A 17,149-nucleotide genomic window follows, 5' to 3' on the forward strand; every position below is an offset into this window, starting at 1 on the left:
GAGAGTCAAACATATACGAGAAGATTACATGTTCATTATATGCCTCACCACACGAGCAATGTAACCCTTTTCACAATTTGTACATAATGAAAGAAACATTGTTTGAACTTTCTAAAAAGATGTTGACTTTTCTTAATTTCCAACGATAAATAGTAGACACCACAGCACTTTGAGACGTAAGATGGATATATAGTGAAATTTCCATCTATGGTGATTTCACCGAGCCTAACCTCTTATTTCTGCATATTAAAAACGGAAATACAGATAGATACAAAAAATTATTATAAGAGGTGAAATTATGAACAAACAACATTTAATCGCATTAGACTTAGACGGCACTTTATTAACAGACAACAAAATAATTTCCACTCGAACGAAACATACAATTGCAAAAGCAAAGGAACAGGGACATATTGTTGTTATTTCAACAGGACGTCCATTCCGTGCTAGTTACGATTACTATAAAGAACTTGATCTTAACACACCTATCGTAAACTTTAACGGCGCTTACGTACATCATCCTCTTGATTCAAACTGGGGAACACATCACTCTCCTCTTGAGCTAGCAACAGCGCAAGAAATTGTCCGAGCTTGCTTTGATTTTGGCGTAAAAAATATATACGCGGAAGTAATGGACGATGTGTATGTTCGTGAAATTGATGAAGATAAAAAACATATTTTCGAATTCGGCTCTCCTAAGATTTTTACCGGAGACTTATTAAATATTTTAAACGATCATCCAACTTGCTTATTAATTGACGCACATGACGAGCATTCTACTGCAATTCGTCAACATTTAACGGATATGCATGCGGAAGTAATCGACCATAGAAAATGGGGCGCACCTTGGCCGATTATTGAAATTGTGAAAAGCGGATTAAATAAAGCAGTTGGATTACAAAAAATTTCTAGTCATTACAACATTCCACAAGAGCGCATTATCGCTTTCGGTGATGAAGATAATGATTTTGAAATGATTGAATTTGCTGGTCATGGCATCGCAATGGGAAATGCCATCCCTGAATTAAAATCACTCGCAAACCATACGACGTTAACGAACGAAGAAGATGGTATTGCTTTATATTTAGAAGAGGTTCTTGGGTTGTAATCTAAAAATTCCCTACTTATAGTTTCCTGCCAAATGTCCATACTATAAGTAGACGCATGAGACTTTGCGTCGATTGTTTTCAGCTAAATAAAGGGGGTTTTTCGAATGGGTAAAAAGAACAAATCAAAACGTTTTATCCAACAAGGAGCCGATGCTGTTATGAAGCATGATGCAAGATTCCCGTACAGAGGTACATTAGCTGAGGCAGAAAAAGCAAGAAGTAACTCTTCTTTTGGAGGGGTTTAAATGGGGAACTTACTATTCCAACAAGCTAGAGATGCTGTTGAAAATGCCGTATCTTGTTCAAGCGGTACTGAGCAACAAGATCTCGTGTATAGAGCAAAAAATGCTTTGCAATCCGCTTACGCAAACTCTTCAACTGCTGAAAAAGTTCAGCTCCGTGAAATGCAAGAGCAATTGCAAAACATTACGAATTTACATTAAAAAAGAGGACCAACTTTGGTCCTCTTTAATCTTTCCGAAACAATCCGAACACCCCAACTGTTTGCAGTATATTTGTAAATGCACCTGGGTCCACTTGTCTAATAATCCTCTCTAATTCGTATAACTCGTAACGGGTAATAACCATCATTAACATTTCTTTATTTTCATTCGTATAAGCACCTGTTGCTGGTATCGTTGTAATCCCTCTTACTAATCGCGAGTGAATCGCCTTTCTTACGTCTGCCCCATTCTTCGTAACAATTAATGCTGTAATCTTTACATGACGAGTATGAATTGCATCAATAATTCTCGTTGATACATATAAAGTCACTAGCGTATACAACGCTTTTTCCCATCCATATACATAGCCAGCAGCGATAATGATAATTGCATTAAAAAAGAAAAAGTATGTACCGACAGGCTTATCTTTTATTTTTGATAAAATCATGGCGATAATATCTAATCCACCTGTAGAAGCACCCCACTTTAAAGCAATCCCTACTCCAATTGCCGAAATAATCCCACCAAAAATCGCATTTAATATGATATCATTCGAAACCGCTCTAACAGGGATGATTTCTAGAAACAGAGTCATAAATATAACACAAAGAAAACTAAAAAAGGTGAAGGCCTTTCCAACCTTTTTCCACGCTAAAATAACGACAGGAATATTAAATAAGCTAAACAATACTCCCGTAGATATGTGAATCGATAAAAAATCACCTAATATTTGCGATAATAATTGAGACAATCCAGCAAAGCCGCTCGCATACACTTTTGCTGGTGTTAAAAATAAATTCATCCCAATCGCGTTTAATAAACCTGCGATGATTACAACGATTAACTTCTTTATAAGTTCAGTATAATTCAACTTCAAATCCATTTCGAATCCACCTTTACCCTTCATAAATGCACCGCTATACATAGTCTTTACGAAAAAGGAAATGATAAACGTACAACGTTTAGAAATGGAGTTGATACATATGCCACATACGAGTGATAACGACAAAAAAGCACGCGATAATAACGCAAAACGCACACAAAAAAATGAGCAAGAGCAAAAAAATATTCAGCAAGGTAAACGTGCATACTCTAAAAAGACCGATCACCTTTGATTCCATCGTACATCAACAATTATGTTGATGTACTTTTTTACATTTTAAAGGAAAAAAACATTAAAAATTCACTTCATGTTCACTTCTATATTCTACAATAGCGATAACATATTCGGATGAGGTGTTGGCATGAGAGGGAAACATATTTTCATTATTACTGCACTAATAAGTATATTGATGTTATCTGCTTGCGGACAAAAAAACGGCTCAGCTACAGTCGCTACAGCAACAGACTCGACCATTACAAAGGATAACTTCGAAAAACAATTGAAAGATCGTTACGGAAAAGACATGCTATACGAAATGATGGCACAAGACGTCATCACAAAAAAATATAAAGTATCTGATGAAGAGGTAAATAAAGAAGTAGAAAAAGTAAAAAAACAATATGGAGATCAATTCAAAAAAGTATTAGAAAATAATGGTTTAAAAGATGAAGAGGATTTTAAAAATCAAATTAAGTTCAAACTTGCTATGAATGAAGCGATTAAGAAAAGCATTACAGAGAAAGACGTAAAAGACCACTATAAGCCAGAAATTAAAGCGAGTCACATTTTAGTAAGTGACGAAAATGAAGCGAAAGAAATAAAGAGTAAACTAGATGCTGGTGCTTCATTTGAAGAATTAGCAAAACAAGAATCACAAGATCTACTATCAAAAGATAAAGGCGGAGACCTTGGATACTTCAATTCAGGTACAATGGCTCCTGAATTCGAAACGGCTGCCTACAAACTAAATGTTGGACAAATTAGCAATCCCGTAAAATCATCAAACGGTTATCACGTTATTAAATTAACTGATAAAAAAGATTTAAAACCTTACGATGAGGTAAAAAACTCTATTCGCAAAAACTTAGAGGAAGAACGTACTGCTGATCCTGTATTCAGCAAAAAATTGTTACAAGAGGAATTAAAAAAGGCAAATATTAAAATAAATGATAGTGATTTGAAAGATACATTTACTCTTGTTTCTCCGCAAGGAAATTAAAAAAAGCACACCCTTATCTTTTTAGATAAGGGTGTGCTTTTTAATCTTTCATCTTATTTCTTAAAGTACGTCCAACCTTCTTCTTGGTAAACCTTTTCTTCTTTCATCAACTTACCAAGTGCGCGCTTAAATGCAGCTTTACTCATGTTAAAGCGTTCTTTAATATCTTCTGGATGGCTCTTATCCCAAAACGGCATTGCTCCGCCTCGTTCTTCCATATATGCATAAATTACTGCAGCATCATCTTCCATTCCTTCTTCTTTACGAGGAAGAAGTGAAATGTTAATTGTACCGTCATCTTTTACGTCAATAATACGGCCCGTTACACGCTGACCGATGCGGACTTGTTCTTTTCTTTCTGTATGGTGTAGGAAAGCACGGAAATGCTCATCCGTTAGTATGAATGAACCAACTTGAAGTGAACGATATACACGTCCGTTTACGTTTTTATTACGCATAGATGGCGTTGCATCTACGATAATTTCTTGCATATCACTGTCTCTTGCCGGAAGAGCAATTAAACGATCACGATTCGTTAATTTTAACGTACAATATAATTCGTCGCCTACTTCTGGCCATACCGGCATATAAATCGGGAACTCATCAGCTGGAATTAGTATATCTTTTGACACACCAATATCAACAAACACACCTAAACTAGGAATAACTTCTACAACCTTTACCCAGTTCCAATCATAAGTTGTAATAATCGGTTCCTTCATTGTTGCTGAAATACGATTTTGGTGATCAAGGTATAAGAATACATCAATCGTATCGCCTTCTTCAATTTCTCCAGCCACTTCGTTTTTATGTAGGAAAATTTCTTCTTCTTCATTCCCAACCATATATCCGATTTCCGTTTCGCGTAAAACAGTTACCTGTTCAATCGATCCTATTTGCAAATACATATTTTTTAATTCCCTTCTATATATATAAAATTATCTTTTTTATCATTCCAAACAAAAGTTAATTATAACATGATTTTTCCTATATTTGTCCAACTGCCCAAAATTCACTATAATAAAATGAGGTTACATGAATATAAGTACGAAAACACTTAAGTCTAGACTCGTTTTCAGCTATACTTTAGTATGTACAGTACATAAAAAGATTAGAAATTTATTTGGAGGTGCTAACTATGGCAAAAGATAGTTCTTTTGACATCGTTTCGAAAGTAGAATTACCTGAAGTAACAAACGCAATTAATATCGCATTAAAAGAAATCCAAAACCGATATGACTTTAAAGGAAGTAAAAGTGATATTAAATTAGAAAAAGAAGTACTTGTTTTAACTTCTGATGACGAGTTTAAATTAGAGCAAGTAAAAGACGTTCTTATCTCTAAACTTGTAAAACGTAACGTTCCAATTAAGAACTTAGATTACGGAAAAGTTGAAGCTGCAACTGGCAACACTGTTCGCCAACGCGCAACACTTCAACAAGGTATCGATAAAGATAACGCGAAAAAAATTAACAACATCATTAAAGAAATGAAATTAAAAGTAAAAACACAAGTACAAGATGATCAAGTACGTGTTACAGCAAAAAGCCGTGATGACTTACAAGCAGTAATCGCAGCTGTTCGTAGCGCTGATTTACCAATCGACGTACAGTTCATTAACTACCGCTAAAAAGAAAACTCCTCTTAATTAGAGGAGTTTTCTTTTTTGTCTTGTAGAGACAATATTACGAGAACAAACTATAGAAAAAGGTATATGCGGTGAAAATCGCTAAGTGAACAGGGTCTAACCATACGCATACTTTACAAGTGACCGTATGATTAAACTAGGCCTTATTGTAGAATTTGTTTTATACATGTATTTAGCAGACCTTATTGAAAATAAGAAAAAGACACCTCAAGACGTTTCCCCCTTCGATTTGAATTACTTTTCTTAGTAACTACACCCTAGACCAAAGTCATCTTAAAAATCGCTGTAACTCATAATTCCTCCCCCCGCCAAAACGTAACAATTTATGAGTATAAGAATATTTCCCAACCTTTAATGTATTGTAAAATTAATAAGGAACTTAAAAAATGTTAATTAAAAAAGAGTTAGAAGTGGTTATATGAAGAAATTAATACTATGGTTTTTATTGGCCACATTCTCCCTAAATACTGTAGGATGTTCTAATAATGCGAATTCACTAACGGATAAGTCTAACTGTATCAACAAAGCTTGGTACAAAAAAACTATGTCATGTAATCATTTAAAAAAACATTAAATAGTTAATGATAAAGGTCTAAAGAAAAGACACCCCAAAGTACCTTCCTCCGACTTGAACCAATAATATTCGGATGGATTTAAAAAGAAGCATACATCGTTAATAAAGATGCAGACTTCAAAATAAAAAGTACACTAAGTAAACTCTTATTCAAAAATTTATATTAAACACTAATATTTTAGAAGAAAGTTTATAAGTTTAAAACCTACAGGGATTTTCCCTGTAGGTTCTATTATATTTCAAGTAATCCCCAAATGAATTATGAGTGGCTTTTTTCATTTTGGTTTTCAAAATATTTTTCTTTAACCATTTTTATCAGATTTTCTTTTTCTGTTAGTTCAAATATAAATAATGCTTTTTTTATGTTATTTGCAATATCTTCTTCATTCTGTTGTTTAAATCTTAATAAATTCCATCCCTTTAAATAGTAAAGTTCACCTAATAAGTATAAAGTATTTAGATTAATAGCTAATTTGACTTTGTGAACATATTCCATGACATAATTCGGATTGTGATATATTTTTTTAAATTCTAAGCTCTTTAATGGTAATACCCAAATCGTAAAACTCCATTTTTCCACCTACTATTTAGCACTGTATTAGTATAAGAGTATTCTCTAACTTTTAATGTAATGTAAAATCAATATAGTTACAATTATTGATTGCTTCAAAGATTCTTCCCTATCGGTGCTAACACAAAAAACAGGTTAGGAAGAACATCCCCTTCCTAACCTGGCCCTCCTCTCACTAGGGACGTTTTCATTCTCACATCGTTTCTCTTAAGAAATTTCATATCAACAGAATAAATACTATCGCGTCACTGAACAAACTTACATATACAATAAGAAGACATGAACATAGAGCCAGCAACTTCTCATCTACGTTTCCTTTTAACTGCAATTAAAAACGCAATAAATAATACATTCACACCAACGATTAAGGAGATAAATAACCAATTCACACCTGTTTCTCCGTTAACTTTATACACGTTTGATTCTTCACGCTTTAAAACGAGATAAAATTTTCCGTTTTCCTCTCTTATAATTTCATCCTGCAACAATCCTCTTAACTCTTGTTTTTCACCAATTGCACTTGCAGGTAAGGAGACTTTTTGTGTTTCTTTCGTATTATTAATTGCTACTAAAGTTACTTCATCTTTATATTTTCGTTTTAGTACGCTCATCCCGCTCTTATCATACAGAAGCTCAAACGTACCGCGTCGTAAAGACGGTCTCGCCTGCCTAAGTTCACCTAGTTTTGTTATGTGCTGCATAAATTTTTCGTCTGACTTAAAATCCATTAATCGTCTATTATCGGGTACACTTCCTCCATCTAATGCAATTTCAGTTCCGTAATAAAAATTCGGAATTCCAGGTGATGTTAACAAATAAGTAAGCGCCAGTTTTAAACGTGATGGCGGATAATACATATTTTCTTTTGCAATACGCGCATATCTTTTTGTTTCTTGATCATCTAAAAGCGTAACAAATTCTCCTTCTTTTTTACTCACATCGTATAACGATTTCACCGATACATCTGCTTTAGAAAACGATTCTACTATTTTTTCGTTGTATTCACCATCCTCCTTTGTCATAATACGAAAATCTTTCTTTATCACTTGCATATCTTTTTGCGCGTTATCCCAAAAGGAACGCGGCTTTTTTTCACTATGTATAACATAACTTCCGTCTAAATCAACTTCTTTTATCCACCATTTCGTTGCATCAATTACCTGTTGTTCGTTTTCTCCAAGTGGAAATTGAAATACAACTTTCATTCCTTTTGCATGAGCTTCTTTTACAAGTTCTTTCACATCATTGTCTGTCCCGAAATGTTCATTTACCTTTTTAAAATTTCGCACGTCTAATCCATCGTACTTTCCACTTTCAAAAAGCGGCGAAAGCATAATGGTAGTAAAACCCATTTCTTTTATGTAATCCAACCTTTTTATAATTCCTCTTATATCCCCGCCTTGATACCCTTCTAAATTACCAACTTCTAACTGCTTGTCATTTTTCGGTTCTCCATTATTGAAGCGATCAATCATAATGGAGTATATAACTTCATCTCGCCACTCTCTTTTTTCGTCTGCAAAAGTATGTATTGGTACAAACAAAACAAAAGCTAAGCAAAAACAAATGAATAGTTTCCTAGTCCGTATTTTTCCCACACGCATCCCCCAAGTTCTTTAATTGTAAGAATATTATACCAATTTTCTGAATGAAGCGCATATGTCGATTTTAATCCTCACAAAATAATTCATGTTAGGTTTCATTACATCATATATATAATCTTCTGAATTTTTAGTTGATTTTTGGTTTAATTTCGAATATGATATGAAACATAACAAATATATGTTATTTTTTCTAACATTACAGGAGGAGAGATCATGGATATGGGAGATACAGTTTTTATGTTTATGACGACAGTAATGGTCATGTTGATGACACCAGGATTGGCACTTTTTTATGGAGGTATGGTTCGCAGCAAAAACGTACTCAGTACAACGATGCATAGTTATAGCGCAATGGCTATCGTTTCGATTCAATGGATTGTTATCGGCTATTCTTTATCATTCGGACCAGATTGGCACGGGCTTATCGGTACACTTGATTGGTTCGGTCTAAACGGAGTTACCTACGCACCAAATCCAGACTACTCATCTACTATTCCTCACAATTTATTCATGATGTTTCAACTCATGTTCGCCATTTTAACTCCAGCTTTAATTTCAGGTGCATTTGCTGAAAGAATGCGATTTTCTGCCTTTCTTATTTTTATCCTTCTATGGACAACAATCGTTTACAATCCTGTCGCTCATTGGGTATGGGGCGTCGGTGGGTGGCTAAGGGAACTTGGCGCCCTAGACTTCGCTGGCGGAAACGTCGTTCACATCACTTCCGGAGTTGCTGGTCTTGTATTAGCTATTTTCCTTGGAAAACGAAAAAACATAAATGGTTCTTCTCCTCACCATTTGCCATTTACAATGTTAGGCGCAGGTTTATTATGGTTTGGCTGGTTCGGCTTTAACGTCGGCAGCGCATTATCCTTAAACGACGTAGCGTTAACTGCATTTATTAATACAAATATAGCCGCCGCTGCCTCGGCTCTAACTTGGATGCTTTCTGAATGGTTCTTCCAATCAAAACCGACCGCAATGGGAGCTGCTTGCGGAGTTGTTTCTGGTCTAGTCGCTATTACACCAGCTTGCGGGTTCGTTACACCTTTCTCAGCTCTTCTTATCGGAGCAATTGGTGGCATATTATGCTTTGGCGCCGTTTTCTTCTTAAAAACAAAATTCGGTTATGACGATACACTTGATGCCTTTGGATGCCACGGCATCGGAGGAACTTGGGGCGGTATTGCAACAGGACTATTTGCAACTACTGCCGTAAACGGGGATGGTGCGAACGGATTGTTTTACGGAAACGCCGCGTTACTGTTTAAACAACTTGTAGCAATCGGGGCAACCTATGCCTTTACAATCATAATGACGTACACCATTATTAAAGTTATTAGCTTTTTCCTCCCTGTTCGAGTAGATGAGCACGAGGAACACATGGGACTTGATATTTCGATGCATGGTGAGAAAGCTTATGAGTATGTAGAAAAATCGGCAAATTAAAACGAAAAAGGTGTACTCCGTTCTAACACGGGGTACACCTTTTTCGTATATTCATAACGATACAATTATCTCAAACTATTGGTATATAAATATCCTTATCTATCTATTCATATAAACATCTTACCTTTTCATTAGTGCATTTAAAACGAGTTGTACTGCAACCGCATCATCTAAATAGCCGATTGGAAATATATAATCCGGAATTACATCGACCGATAATATAAAGTAGATCAGCGCACTTCCCATTAAAGCAAGTTCTGCAGTCGTTCCCTTCTTCTTCGTAAATCTTTCATACAATTCTTTTAAATCATTAATAAACGGGCCAATACTGCTTACCTTTTGAATCTTTTCAAGAAACCCCTTTTCAATCGTTTCTTTGCCTTCTTCTGTTTGCGAATATTGTTCATAATTCGTTAATTGCTGCTCTACATTCGATATACTAAACTTTTGATCATAGAGCTGTGCGGATTCAAGTAAATGTTCAATGTTATTAATGGAAACATGAATATCCGATTGCTCCTCCTGTTTCGTTTCAATAGAATAGCCTGCTGCCACAAACAAATCACCAACTGGAACACCAAGACTCTCCGCGAACTTTTGCAAATGCTTCGGATTTGCCTTTCGCTTACCATTTACAATCATTGAAATAGTAGCCGTATCAATTTCAGTAAGCAAACTAAGCTTTCGCATCGATAAAGACTTTTCCTTAAGTAACTTTTTCAACAACAATCCAAGATTACTTTTTTCATTATCTTGAGACATATCTCATTCCCCTTTATTCACGAGAATAACCATAGTTATTATAAGAAAAACAACTATAATCTCTATACAATTCATATTAACAAATTTTTTTGACTATTTACAAGATAGAAGTCCTTTATATGTTTACATTTTGTAAACAAAAAAGCTATCTTAAAAAATTAAGATAGCTTTTTAACTCATTTTAACCATTTCCGTAATAATAAAAATACACTACCACAAATTATGTAAGAACTCACGAATGTGACAATTGCTATAAAAAATGAATGATGCATAGAAAAGGTCAGTACCATTAATAAGAAAGATACGAAGATTAAATCCAATAAAATAAAATACCCCGAACTTAAAACACTTTCTACTAATTGTAACTCCGATTCTAATTCCGAATATTTCAGTCTTTTATACAGTAATCTCACTTTCACTCACCTTCTATGAATTAATCAAAAAATGCAGCAAAGGCAATAACTAATAATAATGTTCCACTAATCAATGTACCAAACTGACCTAAAGTGAATTTACCGATGCGAACGTGAGCTATCTTTCTTCCCAACACAACTCCGCCCCATACTGTAATAAAACTACCAACTGCAGCTGCAATACAAACAGCAATTGGATTCAAACCGAACAAACCCGCTCCTAATCCATTTGTGAGCGCATTAGCAGATAAACCAATCCCAAGAAAAATAGACTCCACAAAACCGATTTCCCCAGATTTACCGATATTTTTCGTTAAGCCATTTATTTCAGTGTCCCCCACTTCTCCTTCAATCTCTTGCACCGAAACCTTCCGAGGAATTGCTAGTAAGATGATTCGGAGACCGATTATAACTAATAAGAACGAACCGATTACAACCGGCATTATCCCAGGTAAAATTTTTGATAGCCATAAGCCAAAATATATTCCTACTACACTAAATAAAAAGCAAATTACCGAAATAATAAAATTTGATAGATGACTAATTTTTATATTTCGAATGCCATAAGAAATTCCTACCCCTAAGTTGTCAATACTCGATGAAAACGTTAGTGCTAATACCATCATCCATGCTGCCATTTCGTTCACCCCTTCGTATTGTTGAACATCCCGGAAACTAACGTGACATACATAGCATGGAATAGGAATATAGGAAGAAAATAACTCCCTATATTCCTTCCACTTAACAGCTCTGTTTAAAAACGGGGTAGAGTGAACCACTTCATTATATTTATACGATGTACTTTTCCTTTTTCGCGAACGAATTGAAAAATATCTCCCGTAAAAGATCCCATTTTACTAGAAATTTCTTTTTGCATCGCTTTATTTTCCGATACCGCTTTTACACTTAAATCTAATGCTTGCTCAAAATGTTCTAACGCTTTCTCTAGGTGGTAATCTACATCTTGTTCAACAGCTTTATGCGTCATTTCTTACTTCCTCCTTTTCCTCAACCTTTGCAGCTGCTTCAATTATCTCTTGTTCATTAGAATGTTCTTCTTCAACATAAGAAAGTTCTTTCTCGAATTGTTTTTGCATTCTATCCATTTTCGCTTCTACAATAATATCTTCCACTTCTTCTTTAATCGTTTCAAAAGTAGACTTCACACCTTTTGCACCTGATTCAACAAGTGGACGGAGTGTATTTCTTACAACAGGTAATAAAGCGGCACTTGCTAACGCTAAAGTAGATCCAATAACAATTTTTCGTATCATTTTCATTACTCCTTTACACTGTTTTTAATAATGCTAGTTCATTAACTACCAACTTTTTCGAGTCATCATTCTTATATGAGATTAATTTAATAATAGGTTTTGAAATTTGAGACACTGTACCAGCTACAAAAAGAACAGGTACCCATTGCATAAATGTTAATGGAGCGGTATGGAATATACGAGCAAATGGCGGAACATATATAGCTGATAATAATACAAGCCAAGACGTTCCTAACGCCGTCACAAAGAAACGATCTTTTGACCAATCACGCATCGTTTCGTCCGATCCTTCTTGTCTCCAAGAGAATGTTTGAATAAGTTGGCCGGCAACTAATGCTGCAAATGCTGATGTTTGCGCTACCGCAAGAGGCACGCCAACCGCTAAGCTCATACCGAATAAAGCAAGTGAACCTGCTCCAAGCAGTATTCCCCGCGTTACAACTTTTTTGTACAACTCTTTATCAACAATATCTTGACGTTTCGCTTGCTTCGTTTTGTTTCCAGGATTTACAGCTAAAATCATCGCTGGTAAAGCATCTGTAATAAGATTCATTAATAAAATTTGAATTGGTACTAACGGAATCGGCATTCCCGCAATAACTGCCGCACTTGTCACTAATACTTCAGCTAAATTTCCCGTCAATAAACATCCAACCGCTTTACGAATATTACCAATAATCGTTCTACCTTCTTTTACCCCTTCCACAATGGAACCGAAATGATCTTTTTTCAATATAAGATCCGCAGCTTCTTTCGTTACTTCTGTTCCTGTTTGCCCCATCGCAATACCAATGTTCGCTTTCTTTATAGCAGGTGTATCATTTACACCATCCCCAGTCATCGCTACAATTTGACCGTCCGCTTGGTATGCAGCTACTATACGTAACTTATGTGCCGGTGTTACGCGAGCAAAAACAGAAGTATTTTTTACAATTTCTTTTAATTGTTCATCTGTTACATTGTCGATTTCTACCCCTGTCAAAACACGATCATCACGATTCCAAATACCGGTCTGCTTCGCAATAGAAATTGCCGTAGTCGGATGATCCCCAGTAATCATGACAGGCTTTACACCAAGTTCAATCGCTCCACGAATACTCTCTTCCACTTCAGGTTTTGGCGGATCAATCATACCAACTAATCCAACAAAAATAAGGTCATCATTCTCAACATTACTATACGCAAAACCTAATACACGTAATGCCTGTTCTGCAAAACCTTCGTTTTGTTGTAAAATGACCTCTTTTTCTTTATCACATAACGGATAGATTTCACCGTTATGTTGATACCATTTACATCTAGTAAGGATTGCCTCTACAGATCCTTTCGAAAACTTATACAATGATTCATTTTCCTTACAAACGACACTCATAATTTTCGTCTCAGAATCGAACGGTTCTTCATGATGTCGTTCAAATGATGCCATATCCTTATATGAAACACCCGCTTTAGAAGCAAAACTTAATAAAGCCCCTTCAGTTGGGTCACCTTTCACAATCCACTGATCGTCTTCATGTTCTAACTTACTATTATTACAAAGAACACTAATTTGCAGAACGCGAACAAAATCTGGATGTTCTAACGGCGTTTTTTCACTTTCATGATAAGTCGCTTCTTCTACTTCCATCTCTACAGCAGCTGCGACTTTAGACGACGTTACATCCGATATTGTACCAACTGGTTCATATCCATCACCCGATACACTCCACATACGATTTGGTGTGGCAATGACTTTAACTGTCATTTCATTCTTCGTAAGAGTACCTGTTTTATCAGAACAAATAACAGTTGTTCTACCTAACGTTTCTAAACTGGAAAGCTTCCGAACAAGTGCATTTTGCTTTTGCATACGAAAGATTCCTGCACTTAAAGCGATTGTAATCATAATCGGTAAACCTTCTGGCACAGCAGATGCTGTAAGAGCAACTGATGTTGTAATCATTTGCGTAATCGGTAAACCGCGTAGCAATCCTGCTACAAGCACAATACCGCCAGCCACAAATGCTCCTTTAATAAAGGTTTTACTAATAGACGTCACCTTTTGCTGTAGTGGTGTAGGCTCTGTTTCTTCCCCCTTCATTAAGGAAATCATATAGCCCATCTCTGTACTCATCCCGGTTTCCACTACTATAGCTCTCGCCTTGCCGCGCGTTACAGATGTGCCCATAAAGAGCATATTATTCTGCTCCGCTAACGAAGATTCTTCCCCTACCGCATCCACTTTCTTTTCAACTGGTAGAGACTCACCCGTTAGCATCGCTTCATTAACTTCTAAATTCCAAGAGTCTATAATACGAAGATCCGCAGGTACGCGGTCTCCGGCTTGAAGGCAGACAACATCACCTGGGACGAGCTCACTACTTGCTACCTCTATCTCTTCCCCTTCACGGGTTACTATACAATTTGGCGCACGGAATTGATTTAAAGCTTCTACTACTTTTTCTGCTTTTCGCTCTTGAAGGGTTCCAATTACCGCATTGACGACGAGAATTGTCCCCATCGCTAATCCATCAAACACCCCGCCTGATAATACAGACAATCCAGCTGCTCCAAGTAAAATAAGCGATGTAAACTCTTTAAATTGCCCCATAAATGAAACAATCCAAGGAACAGACTGCTTCGGTTCAATTCTATTCATTCCATACTTTTCTTGTCGCATTTGCACTTCTCGAGCGCTTAGCCCTTGCTGTTTCTCCACTTGTAAATCTTTTATTACATCTTCTTGCGAGAGTGCATACCATTTTGTAGAAGTTTCTCTAGCTACCGAGTGGTTCATATTCAGTAACTTTTTATTAGAAAAAATCTTCTCACTTACTCGCTTCGCTCTAGATAAAAACGTTAAAGATAGAGCATTTGCCATTAAAGCGATAATAGGTGCCGTGAATATAGACCAAACAGCCAGCATCTCCCCGGCAATATTCCATATTTTCGCTACTCGAAAATGTTCTTTCACTAATAAATCGATTTGTTTCGCATAGGCGATTGACTGAAATATATTTTTCATTTCATAATAAGATACAGACGGAAATTCAATATTATCCTCACAAACAAATAATACTTCTTCCCCATCCGAACGAATACGCTCCACACGCTCTACAACATCACTATGTTGCCAACTTGCATCAATACCGTGCTGCGAAAGAACACTATGATTTACATGTAAACTATTTTGCAAAACTGCAAACTTCCACTGATTTTCACCTAATTCTTTCATTATTTCTGTGAATTCAGGTGTAATCGTCATTTTCGATCCAACTAACAATCCTACACATTTTTTACCTTTAGCAACGAACTGAACGTTAAATCCTTCTTTGCCAAGTCCTTTCGCTTCTAACTCATAAGCACTTATATCTACACCATTTCGCTGCACAAATACTTTACTCCCGATAAAGGATGGAATGCCTTGTATGTCACCTTTTATCCCTTCGTCATCAACTTCGATTTCAAAAGCTTTCCTTAACGTTCTTCCTGTTTGCTTCGCTCGTTGCACAACTTCCTCTTTCCAATCATGCCCACTTTTCTCCAGCAGTGAGGCTGCCGTGCACCAAACTTGCCCTTCATCTTCTGAAATGCAGCTAATCTCCGCTTCTTCATGACAGAATATACGCGATACATCGTCAAATACGATTGTTCTCGTTCGGGACAGTTGAGATAACGATCCTTCATTTGGAATAAGATATCCTCTTTCCCTCGCAACGAGATCTCCTTGTCGCCATGCATACTCAGCAGACGAAACTGCAGGTTTCGGATTCGCAGCTAATAAAACCGCCATTCCGCGTAGTGGATTTCTCGTAAAGGCCCATGTTGCTCCCCCAAAAAGCATGCCCCATTTCGATTGCTTTTCACTGTATGCTTTAATCTCCGGGGATAAAATTCTTTCTTTATACGAATCTGTCTCTTCATTTATGTTCGCTTGACTACGCTTCCAATTTAAATAATTTAATAGACTAAGTCCCGCTAGTACGACGATATTTTCCCGCGCTAGTGCGAGTGCAAGCGTTCCTATGCCAAGCACTAGATCAGAATTCACTTTTTTGCTAGCAACCATTTTTTTGAATCCTCGTTTTAAAAACGGGTATCCCGTCAAAACAGATAAAGCCCCCGACAAGTAAAAAAGCCCTGGACTTCTAGCTAAAGCCGATCTTCCCATAAATAGTTGCTTTATACCGAACGCACCTAATCCAGCGACAGAAAGCGCTAGTGGCAATGGAACACCTTCACCTTTTTTCTCGTAAGAAATTACACTAGATGAAGAATCTTCTGCTTTCTTCGTTTCTTCAATATTGTTAAAGTTAGTATTCTTTGTAGTTTGTTCTTCTAGGAGTTTAATTATTTCACAAACGGTATGTAGAGAGGTCTTGTTGATATCGTAAGTAATCAGGGCTCTTCCTGTAGAGATAGAGGGACTCACTTGATAAATACCTTCCACGTCACGAAAACGTTCTACTATCAAGTTCGCCATGTCCAAGTTGTATTTTAGTTTATATATTTCAATTCGAATTCTTCCAGGTAACGATCGTATAAATCTCGTTTTTAATAATTTACTCTGCATCATCATCCTCCTTATCCTTGTAAAGGAAGTAAAATCACTTACTATCTAAGGAGTAACAGGTATGCTTTCGTAATCTACACTCTGCTCAGAATGATATGCATTTACACGAGACGCCCATTTTTCCTGGAATTTAGAAATAGTTGTCGGTACAACTTCTACTGCTCCAATAATTGGCGATACTGTTTTTACTGCCACTTTACGTGCCGCTTCTTTTACTTTCGGTAAAGCTTCTTCCATTTCTGAACTAGTATTTTGAATTTGTTCTTTTGCACCGAGAAAAGCAGATACTGTTTTTACCGCTAGCTTTCTTAACCCCTTTCTCGCTTTTGGTGACGCTAATATAACCGCTGCTACTCCAACCGCTATACCGATTGGTGATTTCATAAATTGAAACATGTACATTTCTCCTCACTTAATTTTTTTCGAATTTGTAAAGTGAATCAATCCTATCCTACCAAGTAAACATGTAATTCATTTCATCACATCCTTTTTTTGTAAAAAGTATATATAGAGTATATATTTACGTTTGCATTATTTCAACAATTTATTAGTTTTTTGCAAATTTTATGTTAATTCAAAAAATATTTTTGTAAACACTCCTATTCCTATGCCATTAAACAGGTAATATATTCCATGTTTTGTTACTCA

At 36.1% G+C, this 17,149-nt stretch carries 17 protein-coding genes and 1 pseudogene; 7 read left to right on the forward strand and 11 right to left on the reverse strand.

Translation table 11 applies throughout. From position 1 onward, the window contains the following. Positions 1-298 precede the first annotated feature (298 nt). The 3 genes from ES895_RS10505 to ES895_RS10515 all read left to right on the forward strand — a co-directional run bounded on the left by ES895_RS10505 (position 299) and on the right by ES895_RS10515 (position 1,552). Entirely contained in the window at positions 299-1,108 is an 810-nt protein-coding gene (locus ES895_RS10505) for a Cof-type HAD-IIB family hydrolase (protein WP_001041232.1), read from the forward strand. 105 nt (positions 1,109-1,213) lie between these two features. After that, entirely contained in the window at positions 1,214-1,354 is a 141-nt protein-coding gene (locus tag ES895_RS10510) for a hypothetical protein (RefSeq protein WP_000516816.1), read from the forward strand. Beyond that, a complete protein-coding gene (locus ES895_RS10515) occupies positions 1,355-1,552 on the forward strand; it encodes a DUF3813 domain-containing protein (RefSeq protein ID WP_000527407.1) in 198 nt (65 codons plus the stop codon). 25 nt (positions 1,553-1,577) lie between these two features. On the opposite strand, the gene ES895_RS10520 is transcribed toward ES895_RS10515, so the two are convergent. Then, positions 1,578-2,435, reverse strand: a complete 858-nt coding sequence (locus tag ES895_RS10520; RefSeq protein ID WP_000364432.1) for a YitT family protein — start codon at positions 2,433-2,435, stop codon at positions 1,578-1,580. Positions 2,436-2,535: 100 nt separating this feature from the next. Here ES895_RS10520 and ES895_RS10525 point away from each other — a divergent pair, with 100 nt between their 5' ends. Further along, entirely contained in the window at positions 2,536-2,667 is a 132-nt protein-coding gene (locus tag ES895_RS10525) for a DUF3941 domain-containing protein (protein ID WP_001120851.1), read from the forward strand. 129 nt (positions 2,668-2,796) lie between these two features. Beyond that, positions 2,797-3,654, forward strand: coding sequence for a peptidylprolyl isomerase PrsA (gene prsA, locus ES895_RS10530; protein ID WP_001214216.1), 858 nt, complete (start codon positions 2,797-2,799; stop codon positions 3,652-3,654). 53 nt (positions 3,655-3,707) lie between these two features. Here prsA and ES895_RS10535 read toward each other — a convergent pair whose 3' ends face one another. Next, positions 3,708-4,562 (reverse strand): CvfB family protein, encoded by an 855-nt coding sequence (locus ES895_RS10535; protein WP_000281260.1) that lies wholly within the window; start codon positions 4,560-4,562, stop codon positions 3,708-3,710. A 230-nt stretch (positions 4,563-4,792) separates the two neighbouring features. Between ES895_RS10535 and ES895_RS10540 the strand changes: the two genes are divergently transcribed. Continuing rightward, positions 4,793-5,284, forward strand: coding sequence for a YajQ family cyclic di-GMP-binding protein (locus ES895_RS10540; RefSeq protein WP_001040149.1), 492 nt, complete (start codon positions 4,793-4,795; stop codon positions 5,282-5,284). Between the two features lie 851 nt (positions 5,285-6,135). Here the strand turns inward: ES895_RS10540 and ES895_RS10545 are convergent. Together ES895_RS10545 and ES895_RS10550 are read right to left on the reverse strand one after the other, a co-directional pair. Beyond that, positions 6,136-6,357 (reverse strand): annotated as a pseudogene (locus ES895_RS10545) (hypothetical protein); the annotation flags it as partial. Between the two features lie 392 nt (positions 6,358-6,749). Continuing rightward, the gene (locus ES895_RS10550) at positions 6,750-8,051 is read right to left on the reverse strand and encodes an alpha-amylase family glycosyl hydrolase (protein WP_098375686.1); all 1,302 of its coding nucleotides are present in this window, start codon (positions 8,049-8,051) and stop codon (positions 6,750-6,752) included. A 213-nt stretch (positions 8,052-8,264) separates the two neighbouring features. Between ES895_RS10550 and ES895_RS10555 the strand changes: the two genes are divergently transcribed. Then, complete coding sequence (locus tag ES895_RS10555) at positions 8,265-9,500, forward strand: ammonium transporter (protein ID WP_098375687.1); 1,236 nt, start codon at positions 8,265-8,267, stop codon at positions 9,498-9,500. 120 nt (positions 9,501-9,620) lie between these two features. On the opposite strand, the gene ES895_RS10560 is transcribed toward ES895_RS10555, so the two are convergent. The 7 genes from ES895_RS10560 to ES895_RS10590 form a co-directional block, all read right to left on the reverse strand. Then, a complete protein-coding gene (locus ES895_RS10560) occupies positions 9,621-10,262 on the reverse strand; it encodes a DUF1232 domain-containing protein (RefSeq protein ID WP_000076219.1) in 642 nt (213 codons plus the stop codon). Between the two features lie 176 nt (positions 10,263-10,438). Next, on the reverse strand, positions 10,439-10,675 hold the full coding sequence (locus ES895_RS10565; RefSeq protein ID WP_001238640.1) for a hypothetical protein: 237 nt from the start codon (positions 10,673-10,675) through the stop codon (positions 10,439-10,441). Positions 10,676-10,695: 20 nt separating this feature from the next. Further along, a complete protein-coding gene (gene ytaF, locus ES895_RS10570; protein ID WP_000741934.1) occupies positions 10,696-11,313 on the reverse strand; it encodes a sporulation membrane protein YtaF in 618 nt (205 codons plus the stop codon). Between the two features lie 116 nt (positions 11,314-11,429). After that, complete coding sequence (locus tag ES895_RS10575) at positions 11,430-11,663, reverse strand: hypothetical protein (protein WP_097994896.1); 234 nt, start codon at positions 11,661-11,663, stop codon at positions 11,430-11,432. Beyond that, positions 11,653-11,949, reverse strand: coding sequence for a hypothetical protein (locus ES895_RS10580; RefSeq protein WP_000619724.1), 297 nt, complete (start codon positions 11,947-11,949; stop codon positions 11,653-11,655). The genes ES895_RS10575 and ES895_RS10580 overlap by 11 nt, the downstream gene beginning before the upstream one ends. Before the next feature lie 13 nt (positions 11,950-11,962). Beyond that, positions 11,963-16,501 carry a cation-translocating P-type ATPase gene (locus ES895_RS10585; protein ID WP_098375688.1) on the reverse strand — a complete coding sequence of 1,513 codons (4,539 nt, stop codon included), beginning with the start codon at positions 16,499-16,501 and terminating at the stop codon, positions 11,963-11,965. Between the two features lie 45 nt (positions 16,502-16,546). Continuing rightward, complete coding sequence (locus ES895_RS10590; protein WP_135238334.1) at positions 16,547-16,897, reverse strand: YtxH domain-containing protein; 351 nt, start codon at positions 16,895-16,897, stop codon at positions 16,547-16,549. Positions 16,898-17,149 lie beyond the last annotated feature (252 nt).

It is taken from the genome of Bacillus sp. 007/AIA-02/001 (genome assembly GCF_004634455.1).
In the GTDB taxonomy this organism is placed as follows: Bacteria; Bacillota; Bacilli; order Bacillales; family Bacillaceae_G; genus Bacillus_A; species Bacillus_A cereus.

Bases quoted from the DNA above. Each gene is read 5' to 3' on its own strand.
- ES895_RS10550 (WP_098375686.1), bottom strand. From the start codon at position 8,051: ATGCGTGTGGGAAAAATACGGACTAGGAAACTATTCATTTGTTTTTGC.
- ES895_RS10560 (WP_000076219.1), bottom strand. From the start codon at position 10,262: ATGTCTCAAGATAATGAAAAAAGTAATCTTGGATTGTTGTTGAAAAAG.
- ES895_RS10540 (WP_001040149.1), top strand. From the start codon at position 4,793: ATGGCAAAAGATAGTTCTTTTGACATCGTTTCGAAAGTAGAATTACCT.
- ES895_RS10535 (WP_000281260.1), bottom strand. From the start codon at position 4,562: ATGTATTTGCAAATAGGATCGATTGAACAGGTAACTGTTTTACGCGAA.
- ES895_RS10585 (WP_098375688.1), bottom strand. From the start codon at position 16,501: ATGCAGAGTAAATTATTAAAAACGAGATTTATACGATCGTTACCTGGA.
- ES895_RS10590 (WP_135238334.1), bottom strand. From the start codon at position 16,897: ATGTTTCAATTTATGAAATCACCAATCGGTATAGCGGTTGGAGTAGCA.
- ES895_RS10520 (WP_000364432.1), bottom strand. From the start codon at position 2,435: ATGGATTTGAAGTTGAATTATACTGAACTTATAAAGAAGTTAATCGTT.
- ES895_RS10575 (WP_097994896.1), bottom strand. From the start codon at position 11,663: ATGACGCATAAAGCTGTTGAACAAGATGTAGATTACCACCTAGAGAAA.
- ES895_RS10515 (WP_000527407.1), top strand. From the start codon at position 1,355: ATGGGGAACTTACTATTCCAACAAGCTAGAGATGCTGTTGAAAATGCC.
- prsA (WP_001214216.1), top strand. From the start codon at position 2,797: ATGAGAGGGAAACATATTTTCATTATTACTGCACTAATAAGTATATTG.
- ES895_RS10580 (WP_000619724.1), bottom strand. From the start codon at position 11,949: ATGATACGAAAAATTGTTATTGGATCTACTTTAGCGTTAGCAAGTGCC.
- ES895_RS10525 (WP_001120851.1), top strand. From the start codon at position 2,536: ATGCCACATACGAGTGATAACGACAAAAAAGCACGCGATAATAACGCA.
- ES895_RS10505 (WP_001041232.1), top strand. From the start codon at position 299: ATGAACAAACAACATTTAATCGCATTAGACTTAGACGGCACTTTATTA.
- ES895_RS10510 (WP_000516816.1), top strand. From the start codon at position 1,214: ATGGGTAAAAAGAACAAATCAAAACGTTTTATCCAACAAGGAGCCGAT.
- ES895_RS10555 (WP_098375687.1), top strand. From the start codon at position 8,265: ATGGATATGGGAGATACAGTTTTTATGTTTATGACGACAGTAATGGTC.
- ytaF (WP_000741934.1), bottom strand. From the start codon at position 11,313: ATGGCAGCATGGATGATGGTATTAGCACTAACGTTTTCATCGAGTATT.